The sequence below is a fragment of the Nocardia sp. NPDC127579 genome (assembly GCF_042672005.1).
Classification (GTDB): Bacteria; Actinomycetota; Actinomycetes; order Mycobacteriales; family Mycobacteriaceae; genus Nocardia.
In genome coordinates this window covers 509,710-522,579 of the sequence record NZ_JBHXVZ010000002.1, presented here as the reverse complement: position 1 = coordinate 522,579, position 12,870 = coordinate 509,710, and the positions used below count along the sequence as shown (strand labels likewise).

Here is a 12,870-nt window from a genome sequence, read left to right as displayed (position 1 = left end):
CAGGGGGATGATCGGGTGCGCGGCGAAAAGCGTTCGTGCCCTGCGGATCAGGTCAGCTCAGGGCCGCGTGCAGCGCCGCCCGCCAGGGACGCAGCGGGGTCAATCCGGCCTGGTTCCAGGCCCGGTCGGACAGCACCGAATAGGCCGGGCGCGGTGCGGGTCTCGGGAAGGCGGACGAGTCGCACGGGTGCACCCGGTGCGGGTCGGCGCCGAGCTCGTCGAATACCGCGCGCGCGAGGTCGAACCAGGTACAGGCGCCGGCATTGGTGGCGTGCAGGACCCGCGGGGCGTCCGGGCGGCGCACCAGTTCCAGCAGGCCCGCGGCCAGGTCGGGGGCGTAGGTGGGCGAGCCGAGCTGGTCGTCGACCACGTCGACGGTGTCGCGTTCGCGTTCCAGCCGCCGCATGGTGCCGACGAAATCGCCTGTGCCGCCGGTGTATACCCATGCGGTGCGCACGATGTGGGCGTGGGCGCCGGATTCCAGGACGGCCTGCTCCCCCGCCAGTTTGCTGCGCCCGTAGACGGTCGCGGGCCCGGTCGCGTCGTGCGTGTCGTAGGGCCGATTGTGGGTACCCGCGAAGACATAGTCGGTGGATACGTGAATGAGGCGGGCACCGGTCCGGGCGCAGGCGGCGGCGAGGACGGCCGGCCCGGTGGCATTGACGGCGAAGGCGCTTTCCGGATCGGATTCGGCGTGATCGACCGCGGTGTAGGCCGCGCAGTTGAGCACGACGGTGGCCGGGGCCAGCGCCGCGGCGACGGCGGCCGGGTCGGTGATGTCGAGGTCGGCGCGTCCGTAGCCGTGCGCGCCGGGCGCCAGGCGCAGCAGCGCACGCCCGAGTTGGCCGTGCGCGCCGGTCACGGCGAGATGGGCGGTGGGTTCGGACACGCTGTGCAGTCTGGCACGCCGGGACACCCGCGGATGCGCTCCGGTGTGGTAACCGCCGGTTAGCCTGGAGCCTCGCGAGTTCTGGGGAACAGGCGTCGGATGGGTTGCGGGGCAGCGGAAGGCGGGGGCATCGGTTCGTCGGAAGGACGCTGAGAGTGACTGGAGAAAGATCGGTGAGCCGGGGTCGCGTCTTCCTCGCGGCCGGGGCGGTGCTGGTGCTCGTGCTCACCGGATTCGCCTGGCGCAGTATCGATTCGCTGGTCTCGGGGATCGAGCGGATCAGCGACCTGGGCCTGGGCGGGGAGCGCGACGGCGCCACCGACATTCTGCTGGTCGGCGTGGACAGCCGCACCGACGCGCACGGCAATCCACTCAGTGACCGGGAGCGCGCCCTGCTGCACGCCGGTGACGAGGTGGGCATGAATACCGACACCATCATGCTGGTGCGGGTACCCAACGACGGCCGGTCCGCGACCGCGATCTCCATTCCCCGCGACAGCTACGTGCAGGTGCCCGGCATCGGGCAGAGCAAGATCAACTCGGCCTACGGCGCCACCAAGGTCGCCACCAAGGAAAAACTGCTGGCCCAGGGCGAATCGGAAACCCAGGCCGAGGCACAGTCCGTGCAGGCCGGGCGGCAGGCCCTGATCAAATCCGTCGGCTCGCTCACCGGCCTCACCGTCGACCACTACGCGGAAGTCAGCTTCCTGGGATTCGTGCTGCTCACCGATGCGGTCGGCGGCGTAGAGGTATGCCTGAACGAGGCGGTCGACGAGTGGATGTCCGGCGCCGACTTCCCCGCCGGGCGCCAGCGCCTCAACGGCCCGGAGGCCCTGAGCTTCGTGCGCCAGCGCCACAACCTGCCCCGCGGCGACATCGACCGCATCGTGCGTCAGCAGGTCTTCCTGGCCCAGCTCACCAACCAGATGCTCAGCGCGAAAACGCTCAGCAACCCGATCCGGTTGCAGCAGCTCAGCGACGCGGTCGGCCGCACGGTGGTGCTGGACGGCAGCTGGGATGTCCTCTCGTTCCTCAAACAGCTCAAAGATCTGTCCAGCGGGCAGGTCTCCTTCGAGACCATCCCCGTGGCCGATCTCAACGGCATGACCAACGACGGTGAATCCGTCGTGCGGGTGGAACCACGCCTGGTGCAGGCGTTCGTGTCCTCGCTGGTGGACGAGCAGGGCGCGGAGATCGAGGACATCGGCTTCGATCCGGCCACGGTGACGGTGAACGTGCTCAACGCGGGCGGCGTCGGCGGGCTGGCCGCCAAGGTGTCACAGGCACTGGCCGCCAAGGGTTTCCAGCCCGGCCAGATCGGGAACTACAACGGCGGCACGGTGTCGGGCACACGAGTGCTGGCGGCGAGTTCGGACAACCCGAAGGCCGAGGCGATCGCCACGGCCCTGGGCGGGCTCACCGTGGTCGCCGACCCCATGATGTCGCCGGACGCGATCAGCGTCGTGCTGGCCGGCGACTACTCCGGTCCGGGCTCGAGCGCCAACTCCATGTTCGACTTCACGGGTTCGTCGTCCGGTTCGGCGACCCCGGTGCCGCCCGCGCCGCCGATCTCGGCCGGGGGTAGCGGGCCGAAATGCGTGAACTAGCGTCCTGAGTAGTTCATCCGCTCGCCGTAGCAGCAGGCGTCTCGGAGTGATCCGGATCCACGACGCCTGCCAGGACGCCGAAGTCGCGACCCCAGACGGCCAATGCGGCGATGACAGGTTCGAGTGTGCGGCCGGAGTCGGTGAGGGTGTATTCGACCCGGGGAGGCACCTCGGCGAAGGTCTCCCGTGTGACGAACCCGCGGGTCTCCAGCGCGCGAAGCCGATCCGTCAGCGTCTTCGGACTGATCCCGGTCAACGATCGGCGCAGCTCGGCAAAGCGTTTGGTTCCCGCGAGCAGGTCACGGACGATCAGAATCGTCCACTTTCCCTCCAGTACGTCCAGGGTCGCCTCCACCGGACAGAGTGCTTCGCCGCAGTAGACATCCGAGCTGCTCACAGCCAATAGTTTAGTTCGGGAACTTGATTCGGATTGACAACCGATCCAGCTCGCGACCTACCGTCCGGACATGAGATCGCTGCGGGTAATCCTGATGGTCATCGCTGTGTCCCAACTTGTTCTGGGTGTCCTGTTCCTGGCCGCTCCCACACTGGTGCGCAACATCTTTCAGTTCGAAACCGCCGAACCGGGATGGACCGACTGGCTGATGGTCATGATGGGCGGCCGATTCCTCGGTTTCGCCTACGGTATGTACCTCGCGGCGCGGGATCCATCTCGTCACGTCGCGTGGATCAACGCGATGATCGTTGTACAGGCCGTCGACTGGATCGCTACCGTGATCCATCTGGCTACCGGCGACGTTCGCCTGACGCAGGTACCGACAACCGTCGTCATGCCGGTCGTAGCCGTCGTCGTTTTGATGTGGCTGCATCCCGGACGGACCACTGCCGACACCTTCGCGCGGGACAGATGAACGGCGCGCGAACACTGTTGGCGCGATCGGCGGAAGTGGACAGTGGCGAATCGCGAGCGACTATCCTGGTCCGGGCTCGAGCGCGACCGCCCACCACCTCCGCAGCCAGAACGGACCGAAATGCGTGAATCAAGCAATGCGTGAGCAGACGACACTGACCGAGTTGGTGCTCGATCCGATCCTCGCGCGCGAACCCGCCGCCCCCCGGGTGACCTACTACGACGACGCTACCGGCGCACGTATCGAACTGTCCGGGCTGACGCTGGCGAACTGGGCGGCCAAGACCGCCAACCTGATTCGCGACGAGTTCGGTCTGACGCCCGGCGCCCGGGTCGCCGTGCTGCTGCCCGCGCACTGGCAGACGGCGGCGGTGCTGCTCGGGTGCTGGTGGGCGGGGGCCGAGGTGGTGCTGCATCCGGATCCGGACGCCGAACTCGCGCTGGTCACCGCGGCCCGGCTGGCCGAGACCGACGATATCGCCGAGGTCGCCGCGCTGTCGCTGGATCCGCTGGGGGCGCCGGTGCGCGATCTGCCGCTCGGCGTCACCGATTTCGCGACCCACGTGCGGGTGCACGGCGACCAGTTCCTGCCGCGCGGTGCGGGCGTGGCCTTGGACGGTCAGCCGGTGGCCGAGGTGTTCGCCGAGGCCAAGCGGTCGGCCATGCGTCAGGGTTTCGGTGAGGGGGATCGGGTGCTGTCCAGCACGCCGTGGGACACACCGGCCGAACTCGTCGACGGATTCGTGGCCGTCCTGACCGCCGGCGCGTCGCTGGTTCAGGTGGTGAATCCGGACCCGGCCGCGCAGGACCGCCGGATCGAAGCGGAGCGAGTCACCGCGCGACGTTAAGGCTCCTACTCAGGTATCGGTCAACCGTCCGACCGGAGAACGTTCTCAGCCGCCCCGACGATCCGTACGGTGGAGATATCCACAACGACGAGGTTGGTGAGCGGATGAAGCCGCAGTATTGGTTCCGGTGGTTTTCGGTACAGGGCCTGCCTCGGATGGTCCTGCGCGCCCAGGCCCGGCGCGGACACCCGTTCGCCCAGTTGATGGGCGGTCCACAGGGTTTCACCGACCCCTACCCGCTGATCGAGCAGGTGCGCGCTCAGGGACGTCTGGTCAAGACGCCGATCGCGTGGGCCAGCGCCGATCACGAACTGGTCCGGATGATCCTGCGGGACAACCGGTTCGGCGTGCGCGCGAACAAGAGCCTGGACCTGCCGGCGCCGCTGCTGCGGATCGCCGAGCGCTACCCGTTGCCACCCAACCCGGTCGAGCCGCCGTCCATGCTGGTCATCGACCCGCCCGAGCACACGACCATGCGACGTGCGGTCGCGGCGGCGTTCACGCCCCGCGCCATTCGGCGGCTGCGCGACCGCGTGGAATCGGTGACCGAGGAACTACTGGCCGATCTGCCCTCCGGCGGATCCGCCGACCTGATCGCCTCGTTCGCCGCCCAGGTGCCGATCGCGATCATCTCCGAGATGCTCGGTTTCCCGCGCGAGGACCGGGACATGTTCCTGGCCTGGGGCGATGCCGCGACCCCGCTGTTGGACATCGGCATCTCCCGCCGTGCGCACCGCACCGCGCTCGACGCCATGGAGGTGATGAACGACTACTTCGAGACACATATCGAGCGCCTGCGCCGCGAGCCCGGCGAGGACATCCTCTCCAGTCTCGTCACCGCCGGAGAACTCGACACCTACGCGTTGAAGGCCACCGCCAGCCTGCTCATGGGCGCCGGATTCGAGACCACCGTCAATCTGATCGGCAACGGTGTCGTGCAATTGCTCTCGCATCCCGATCAGCTCGAGCGGCTGCGCGCCGAACCGGAGCTGTGGCCCAACGCCGTGGAGGAGGTGCTGCGAATCGACGCCCCCGTGCAGACCACCGCCCGCTCCGCCCTGGAGGACGTGGAGATCGCGGGCGTCCCACTGCGCAAAGGCAATACGGTGGTGGTCTCGCTGGCGGGCGCCAACCGCGACCCCGCGGTCTTCGAGGATCCGACCCGCTTCGACGTGGCCCGCGCCAATGCCAAGGACCACCTGACCTTCAGCAGCGGCGTGCACGTCTGCCTGGGCGCCAGCCTGGCCCGGATGGAGGCCACCTACGCGTTGCAGGCGCTGTTCGAGCGGTTCCCGGACCTGGCGCCGGCGGGCCCGCCGCGCCGCCGCGAACTGTTCACCCTGCATGGCTACGAACGGCTCCCGGTCACCCTCGGCACCGCCGCCCACGCCACCACGATGCGGTGAACTAGCGTGGCCGCATGGCACGCGTCGCGATCGAGTACTGCACCCAATGCCGCTGGCTGCTGCGCGCGAGCTGGATGGCCCAGGAACTGCTGAGTACCTTCGGCACCGAGCTCGGTGAGGTCGCGCTGATCCCCGGCGAGGGGGGCGTCTTCCGGATCACCGTGGACGACGAGCAGGTGTGGGAGCGCAAGGCCGACGGCGGCTTTCCCGAGATCGCCGTGCTCAAGCAGCGGGTGCGCGACCGGGTGTCACCGGAACGCGACCTCGGCCACACCGACCGGAAAGGCTAGGCGGGCACGGACTCCCGGCCCTCCAGCGGCGGGTAGCTGTCCTCGCCGCTGCGTTCGGCGGCCTCGATGTATCCGACCAGCGCGTCCCTGGAACGGGTGAGCTTGTCCATCTGCTCCTCCAGCCGGGCCAGCCGGGACCGCATCGCGGTCAGCAGTTCGTGACAGCCCGGCAGATCCGGTGTGACGCCCACCGCGCACGGCAGCAGATAGGCGATGTCCTCGGAGGACAGGCCGGCGCCGAGCAGGTGCCGGATCTGGCGCACCCGCAGCACCGCGGTCTCGTCGTAGTCGCGGTAGCCGTTGGCGCCGCGCTCGGCGACGAGCAGCCCCTGGGATTCGTAGTACCGCAGCTGGTGCGCGTTGACGCCGGTCCGGCGACTCAGTTCCCCGATCAGCATCGAACTTCTCCCTTGACCTTCACACCGGTATCAACGTTGACGATGGTGCCATGACCAACGAAACAGCGTCCGCCGTCACCGTCGTGGGCCTCGGACTGATGGGCCGAGCCCTGGCCGCGGCCTTCTTGCGCGCCGGGCATCGCATCACCGTCTTCAACCGTACTGCGGCCAGGGCCGACGACCTGATCGCCCAGGGCGCGCACCTGGCCGACACCGTCGACGACGCGGTGCGGGCCAGCCGCCTGACCGTCGTCTGTCTCACCGACTACGCCGCCGTCTACGACCTGCTCGACGGCGCCGATCTCGCGGGCGGCACGCTGCTCAACCTCACCTCGGGTTCCTCCGCGCAGGCGCGGGCCGCCGCGGAGTGGGCCGCGCGGCGCGGCGGCACATACCTGGACGGCGCGATCATGGCCATTCCCAGCGGGATCGGCACCCCGGAGGCGGTGATTCTGCACAGCGGCGCCGAAGCCGATTTCACCGCGCACGAGCCTGTGCTGGCCGCGCTCGGCACCGTCAGCTATCTGGGCGCGGACCACGGCCTGGCATCGCTCTACGACGTGGCCGGGCTGGCCATGATGTGGAGCGTGCTCAACGCCTGGTTGCAGGGCACCGCCATGCTGCGCACGGCCGGCGTGGACGCGCGCACCTACGCGCCGTTCGCCCAGCAGATCGCGGTCGGGGTGGCCGAATGGCTACCCGGCTACGCCGAGCAGATCGACCAGGGCGCGTACCCGGCCGAGGTGTCGGCGCTGGCGACCGACGCCCGCGCGATGACCCATCTCGTCGAGGAGGCCGAGGCCGTCGGCGTCGACGCGGAGTTGCCGAAGCTGATCCGCGCGATGGCGCAGCGGGCGATCGCGGCCGGGCACGGCGGCGAGCAATACCCGGTACTGATCGAGGAATTCAGTACGCCGCGCTAGCAGCAACCGCCGCCACCGCAGCATCCGCCACCGGCCGGGCGGGGCGCCGGGGCCGGGGCGACCGCACCGCGGCTCACCGTGCCGAAGGTGGTCAGCAGTTTGACGGTGTCGGCATGCCCGCTCGGGCAGCTCGCGGGATTCGACGATTCCGCCATCGGCCGGGTGACCTCGAAGGTGTCCTCGCAGGTCCGGCACCGGAAGTTGTAGCTCGGCATCGCGTCAGCGTATCTCTCCGTGCGGCTCCCGCCTGCCGTCACGGTCTGGAAGTACCCTCGACACAGGGATCACGTGGTGTCGACCCGGCTTTTCGCAAACTTTCAGCGCATTCGCGGGGTCGCGGGCAGGAGGTGCGGACCATGAGCAGGCACTGGTCGAACGGGGTACGGCGATGACGACGGAATTCGAGACCGAATTCGACGCCGCCGTCGACGGGCCCGTCGTCCCCACCACCTACGGCCGGGTCCGCGGGCACTGGGACGGGCCGGTCGCGGTCTGGCGGTCCATCCCGTACGCGGCGCCGGTCACCGGCGCCAAACGCTTCCGTCCGCCGACCCCACCCGAACGCTGGGACGAGATCCGCGACTGCGCGCGGTTCGGCGAGATCGCGCCGCAGACCATGGGCAATATGGTGCCGGTCGACTCGGTGCTCACGATGGGTGAGGACTGTCTGTGGCTCAATGTGTGGGCGCCGCCGAACAGCGTGGGCGAGACGGCCTCCGGTGAGCCGCGTCCGGTCATGGTGTGGTTGCACGGCGGCGCGTACTGCCTCGGCACCGCCGCCCAGGCCATCTACGACGGGCGCAAACTCGCCGAGACCGGTGATGTGGTGGTGGTCGGTGTCAACTACCGGATCGGCGCGCTCGGTTTCCTCGACCTGTCCTCGCTGTTCCACGGATTCACCCCGAACCTGGGGCTGCACGACCAGATCGCCGCACTGGAATGGGTGCGCGACAATATCGCCGCGTTCGGGGGCGATCCCGGCAATGTGACGCTGTTCGGGGAATCCTCCGGCGGCGGCTGTGTGACGGCCCTGCTGACCTCGCCTCGCACCAGCGGCCTGTTCCACAAGGCCATCGCGCAGAGCCCGCCGGCCACCACGGTGCTCAGCCAGGAACGGGCCGCGGGGATCGCACAGCGCTATCTGGAATTGCTCGAGCTCACGCCCGGCCAGGCGATGGATCTGATCGATCTGCCGGTCGACCGGCTGGTGCAGGCCGCCGGCGTGCTCATGGACGAAGTACCGCTCAAAGAGCCGGGCCGGTTGGCGGCGGCGCCGGTAGTGGACGGAGATCTGTTGCCGGAGTACCCGATTCACCGTTTCCAGCTCGGGCGCTCGCACCGGATGCCGCTGATGATCGGGACCAATCGAGACGAGGCGTCGCTGTTCCGATTATTCCGGTCACCGATCATGCCGGTGACCCCGGACGCGGTGAACATCATGCTGCGCGATGTGGCGGCCAACCATCCGAACATGTCGGCCGAGCGGATCGCCGAGATCACCTCCGCCTACCCGGATCTCACGAAAACCCGTGGCGCTCTGGCCATGTCGACCGATGCGGCGTTCCGGATGCCCGCGCACTGGGTGGCCGACGCGCACGCACAGCACTCACCCACTTGGACCTACCGTTTCGACTACGCCACCCCGATGCTGCGGGCGGCGCGGGTCGGTGCCGGGCACGCCACCGAATTACCGTTCGTCTTCGGCAATTTCGGCACGCTCAACCACGATCCCACCTTCTGGCTGGGCGGGCGCAAGGTCGCCGGCGAAGTCTCCGGCCGGATGATGCGACGCTGGCTGGCCTTCGCCGCGCACAGCGTGCCCGCGGCCCTGGACGGCTCCAAACACTGGCCGCCCTACAAACCGGCGTCACGCACCACCCTCCTGATCGACACCGTCGATCGCGTGGTGGACAACCCCGACCGGGAACTGCACGCGGCGTGGGGCGATCAGGCCGTCGGCTTCAGCTAGTTCACGCATTTCGATCCACAATCCTCCAGGTGCCGACCCCGGCGGAAACCTTGCGAATCAAGGCATTTCTCGTGGTTCGGCGCAATCAGACACGAGACTATTTGGATGTGGCGGCACTCTCCGAGCGGATGGGAGTTCCAGCCGCAGCCGCGGTCCTCGACGACATCGACCACTACTACGCCGACCAGCGGATCGACGGTGGCACCATTGGCGTCGCGTGCCCGAGCAGTGCCGGAACCTCGCGGTCGCCATGGCAGGAGATGATGGCGATGCCATCAAGCACCGCGCGGATCAAAGATCGAGGTGCCGGACGACTGCGGATCGAACAAGCGGCTTCAGTCGACCTCGCCGTCCACGTACACCCAGGCACCGTTCTCGCGAGTGAAGCGGCTGACCTCGTGTAACTGGGCGCGGTGGCCCGAGGCGCGGTAGTGGGCGATGAATTCGACCAGGCCGGTGTCGTCGAAGGGGCCGCCGCGTTCGGTGCGCACGATCTCCAGGAACAGCCAGCGCTGGTCGGGGTCGAGGTCGAGATCGCGGGGGCGGTGGGCGGAGTGCCAGGAGCGCAGCAGGTAGTCGGTGTCGCCGACGACGAAAGCCGTGTAGCGCGAACGCATCAGCGCCTCGGCGGTGGGCGCGGGGCGCTGTCCGGCGAGGACTGGGCCGCAGCAGTCCGCGAACGTTTCGCCCCGACGGCACGGGCAGATCTGCGAGTCGGCCATGACGGCGATTGTTCCAGCGCGCCCCCGGGACGATCTAGCCGACCCGGGCCAATACCGCCGCCACCGCTTCGGTCTGCTCGCGCCAGCGCCGCAGCTCGGTGACGCTCGGGGCGAGTTCGTAATCGTGGTGGTGGGCTGCCCGGGAGAGCGCGGCCCACACCGTCGCCACCTGCGCGGCCGTCTCCGGACCGGCGTACGCGCGCAGCGCCAGCAGCTGGGCGCGCATCGGACAGCGCGCCAATTCCGGTGCGGTGCGCAGCCACAACTGATCCACGGACTGTTCGAGGGCCAGCCGCAGAATCCACGCGGTCGCACGCGACCAGACGCCGCCCGCGTCGGTCACCTCACCGTCCAGCAGCCGATCCACGGCCTCGAAACGCTCGGCGACCGATGGTCGCGGCGGACGACGGCGGCGCGGCCGGCGACGCGACCCGTTCGCACCGCCGCGGCGGCGCGGCCCGTTCACTTGCTCAGCCACGCGATCAGCCGTTCGGTGCTCGCGATCAACTCGCGCATGGTGCGATCGATCGGCACGTGCGCGGCGGCCGTGACATCCCGCAGCGCCGGGACCAGCCATTTCGCCTCCGCCGCCAAGTGCTGGTTCAGGTCGTCGACGTTGTAGTCCACACCCATCACCGCGAGCGCCACCATGGCCCGGGTGGTGAAGGCGGACTCCAGATGTCGCTCCACTTCTCGGTGATGCATGCCCGCCGCGAGCAGGGTGCGCCGCGCCCGCGCCTGGCTGGCCGCCTCCACCGCCGACCGGCAGCAGGTCGCGACCAGTTCGTCGGCGATGGCGGGCGGCAGTTGCGGGGTGCGCACCAGCGATCGGGCGTCGTCGAGATAGCGGCGCACCGGATCGCTGGAGACCCGCACCTCCACCACCGATCGTTCGCGCCGCTGCACCTCCACCACCCGGGCCGCCAGCTGCATCCGCCGCACCGCCTCGGCCAGGCGCTCGTCGTGGGTGAACACGATCACCTGCCGGGTGGCGGCGACCGCGGCCAGCACCCGGGCCAGGCCGTCCACCTTCGCCGGATCCATGGCCTGCACCGGGTCGTCGATCATGACGAACCGGAACGGGCTGTGCTCGACGGTGGCGCGCGGCAGGAACAGTGCGAGACCGAGTGCGTGCAGTTCCCCCTGGCTCATCACCCCCAGGGCGGCGCTCTCCACCTCGTCCACGGTGACATCCAGCAGTACCCGGCGCGCGGTTCCGGCATTACCCTGTAGGCGAATTCCGCCGAGTTCGATATTGCTCTGCTGGCGCAGGGTGCGCCACACCCAGCGGGCGGTGGTCTCCAACGGCGACATGCGTTCGTCGCGCAGACCGGAGGTGGCCGCCTTCAACCAGTCCTCGGCGCGTTTGACCGTGCGCAGTTCCCCGGCACGGACCGCCACTTGGCGCGCGCTGTCGAGCCAGCTCGCGATGCGCGGTACCAGCGGGGCCCACACTTCGTCCAGCCGGTCCAGTTCCTTGCGGGTGCCCTGCTGGAGCAGCGTCAGTTCGTCGACCAGCCGGGAATGCGCGCCGCGCAAGCGTTCTGGAAGATCAGGGGTGTAGTCGGCCGCGGACAGGGCCGCCCACTCCGACCACGCCCGCTGCACGGCTGCGGTGTCGACGGTCGGCGGGTGGCGCGGGTCGAAATCGAGTTCCGGCGGCACCTGGTCGGGCAGGGCGCGAGCTGCGCGAGTCGCCTCGCGTAGTCGGTCGCGGGCAGTGGTGAGCGCGTCCACCCGCGCCGCCAGCTGGGCGATCTCGGCGTCGGCGGCGCGCGCCCACTCCGCGTCCAGGGTGCCGCGTCCGCACACCGGGCACGGGCATTCGCCGCTCGCCTCGGCGTGAATTCGGGCGCGGCGCAACAACTCCAGCACCCGCAGATCGGCTTCGGCGTCGGCGGTGGCGTCACGGGCCAGGGCGGCGCCGCAGGCGGCCAGCCGGTCGGCGGTCTCCGCCACCTGATCGGCGGTGGGCAGTGCCAGCCGGACGATGGCACGCAACCCGTCCGGGCCGTCGGCGCGACCGGTCATGTGCCGGCTCACCGCGGTCAGGTCGGGCTGGGCGGGGCGCAGCAGTTTCGCCATACGGGTGGCGCGGTCGTCGGCGAGCGCGTCCAGCGCGTCGACCAGCGCCACCCGCTCCGCCCGGGAGTCGCGCGCCGCGCGCTCCAGGGCCAAACGGCGCGAACGGATTCGCTCCTGCGCGACGGTCAGCTCGTCCAGGCCGAGCAGCTGGTGCAGTGCGTCGAACAGGTCACTGGGTTTGCCGTCGACCAGTGCGCCGAGTTCGCTGTAGGACAGGAACGGGCGATACAGCTCGAGCACCGGCGACCAGCGAGCCGGGTCGAAGCGCGTATGCGCCCGCGCGGCACGGCTTTCGGTCCACTGCGCCTCGGACAGCTGAGCCTCGGGATGCCATTCCTTGAGAATGGTGATCTCGGGATCGCTTCCGGCGGTGAGCAATTCCACCTCGATGCGGGTGGTGTCGTCCGCGTGCAGATTGCGCCAGCCCTCCCGCCAGGCCGCGGATCGCCCGTCCCAGCGGCGATTTCCGCCCGTGAGCGCCAATTCGGCGGCTTCGGCGAAACTCGATTTGCCGCTGCCGTTGCGTCCCACCACCAGCGTGAGTCCCGGGCCCGGCGGCAGTTCCAAGCTGGTCTCCGGGCCGATGCCGCGGAAACCACGCACCCGGATCGCCTTGAGGAAGATGCCGGTGTCCGCGAAACCGGTAGTGCGATCCTCGGTTTCGGCGTTGCCCAGCGCACGCAACACGGCGTGCGCGACATCGGGGGTGACGGTGGGATCCTCGGCCAGGCGGCGCGCCACCACCTCGGTCAGCCGTGGTACTGCCTCGGTGGCCGCGTCGGCCATACGCAAAACCTCCACCACGATCGGCAAATTCGAGCGAAACGCTACCCGACAGCGGGAATTTCGCCCACCGCCGCCG

14 protein-coding genes are annotated in these 12,870 nt (G+C 69.4%); 7 read left to right on the top strand and 7 right to left on the bottom strand.

Features of this window, described 5'->3' with window-relative positions; genetic code table 11:
- Positions 1 to 52: 52 nt before the first annotated feature.
- The gene (rfbD, locus tag ACFVMC_RS09935; RefSeq protein ID WP_379208668.1) at positions 53 to 889 is read right to left on the bottom strand and encodes a dTDP-4-dehydrorhamnose reductase; all 837 of its coding nucleotides are present in this window, start codon (positions 887 to 889) and stop codon (positions 53 to 55) included.
- A gap of 155 nt (positions 890 to 1,044) precedes the next feature.
- Here rfbD and ACFVMC_RS09930 point away from each other — a divergent pair, with 155 nt between their 5' ends.
- Positions 1,045 to 2,496, top strand: coding sequence for an LCP family protein (locus tag ACFVMC_RS09930; RefSeq protein ID WP_379208666.1), 1,452 nt, complete (start codon positions 1,045 to 1,047; stop codon positions 2,494 to 2,496).
- Between the two features lie 13 nt (positions 2,497 to 2,509).
- Here ACFVMC_RS09930 and ACFVMC_RS09925 read toward each other — a convergent pair whose 3' ends face one another.
- Complete coding sequence (locus tag ACFVMC_RS09925; protein WP_379208665.1) at positions 2,510 to 2,893, bottom strand: winged helix-turn-helix transcriptional regulator; 384 nt, start codon at positions 2,891 to 2,893, stop codon at positions 2,510 to 2,512.
- A 70-nt stretch (positions 2,894 to 2,963) separates the two neighbouring features.
- Between ACFVMC_RS09925 and ACFVMC_RS09920 the strand changes: the two genes are divergently transcribed.
- The 4 genes from ACFVMC_RS09920 (at position 2,964) to ACFVMC_RS09905 (ending at position 5,911) form a co-directional block, all read left to right on the top strand.
- Entirely contained in the window at positions 2,964 to 3,368 is a 405-nt protein-coding gene (locus ACFVMC_RS09920) for a hypothetical protein (protein WP_379208663.1), read from the top strand.
- A gap of 136 nt (positions 3,369 to 3,504) precedes the next feature.
- Positions 3,505 to 4,215: a TIGR03089 family protein gene (locus tag ACFVMC_RS09915; protein WP_379208662.1), complete on the top strand. Its 711-nt coding sequence runs from the start codon at positions 3,505 to 3,507 to the stop codon at positions 4,213 to 4,215.
- A 104-nt stretch (positions 4,216 to 4,319) separates the two neighbouring features.
- Positions 4,320 to 5,621, top strand: a complete 1,302-nt coding sequence (locus ACFVMC_RS09910) for a cytochrome P450 (RefSeq protein ID WP_379208660.1) — start codon at positions 4,320 to 4,322, stop codon at positions 5,619 to 5,621.
- A 14-nt stretch (positions 5,622 to 5,635) separates the two neighbouring features.
- The gene (locus ACFVMC_RS09905) at positions 5,636 to 5,911 is read left to right on the top strand and encodes a SelT/SelW/SelH family protein (RefSeq protein WP_379208658.1); all 276 of its coding nucleotides are present in this window, start codon (positions 5,636 to 5,638) and stop codon (positions 5,909 to 5,911) included.
- Here the strand turns inward: ACFVMC_RS09905 and ACFVMC_RS09900 are convergent.
- The gene (locus tag ACFVMC_RS09900) at positions 5,908 to 6,309 is read right to left on the bottom strand and encodes a MerR family transcriptional regulator (protein WP_379208657.1); all 402 of its coding nucleotides are present in this window, start codon (positions 6,307 to 6,309) and stop codon (positions 5,908 to 5,910) included. The genes ACFVMC_RS09905 and ACFVMC_RS09900 overlap by 4 nt on opposite strands.
- A gap of 50 nt (positions 6,310 to 6,359) precedes the next feature.
- Here ACFVMC_RS09900 and ACFVMC_RS09895 point away from each other — a divergent pair, with 50 nt between their 5' ends.
- Positions 6,360 to 7,232, top strand: coding sequence for an NAD(P)-dependent oxidoreductase (locus ACFVMC_RS09895; RefSeq protein ID WP_379208655.1), 873 nt, complete (start codon positions 6,360 to 6,362; stop codon positions 7,230 to 7,232).
- Here ACFVMC_RS09895 and ACFVMC_RS09890 read toward each other — a convergent pair.
- Positions 7,229 to 7,447, bottom strand: coding sequence for an FmdB family zinc ribbon protein (locus ACFVMC_RS09890; protein WP_379208654.1), 219 nt, complete (start codon positions 7,445 to 7,447; stop codon positions 7,229 to 7,231). The two genes, ACFVMC_RS09895 and ACFVMC_RS09890, sit on opposite strands and share 4 nt — an antisense overlap.
- 173 nt (positions 7,448 to 7,620) lie before the next feature.
- Here ACFVMC_RS09890 and ACFVMC_RS09885 point away from each other — a divergent pair, with 173 nt between their 5' ends.
- Positions 7,621 to 9,201 carry a carboxylesterase/lipase family protein gene (locus ACFVMC_RS09885; protein WP_379208652.1) on the top strand — a complete coding sequence of 527 codons (1,581 nt, stop codon included), beginning with the start codon at positions 7,621 to 7,623 and terminating at the stop codon, positions 9,199 to 9,201.
- Between the two features lie 335 nt (positions 9,202 to 9,536).
- Here ACFVMC_RS09885 and ACFVMC_RS09880 read toward each other — a convergent pair whose 3' ends face one another.
- The 3 genes from ACFVMC_RS09880 to ACFVMC_RS09870 are packed head-to-tail and all read right to left on the bottom strand — an operon-like array spanning position 9,537 to position 12,794.
- Positions 9,537 to 9,923, bottom strand: a complete 387-nt coding sequence (locus ACFVMC_RS09880) for a YchJ family protein (protein WP_379208651.1) — start codon at positions 9,921 to 9,923, stop codon at positions 9,537 to 9,539.
- A 34-nt stretch (positions 9,924 to 9,957) separates the two neighbouring features.
- Entirely contained in the window at positions 9,958 to 10,401 is a 444-nt protein-coding gene (locus ACFVMC_RS09875) for a hypothetical protein (protein ID WP_379208649.1), read from the bottom strand.
- Positions 10,386 to 12,794: an AAA family ATPase gene (locus ACFVMC_RS09870; protein WP_379208647.1), complete on the bottom strand. Its 2,409-nt coding sequence runs from the start codon at positions 12,792 to 12,794 to the stop codon at positions 10,386 to 10,388. Before ACFVMC_RS09870 ends, ACFVMC_RS09875 begins: the two co-directional genes overlap by 16 nt.
- Positions 12,795 to 12,870 lie beyond the last annotated feature (76 nt).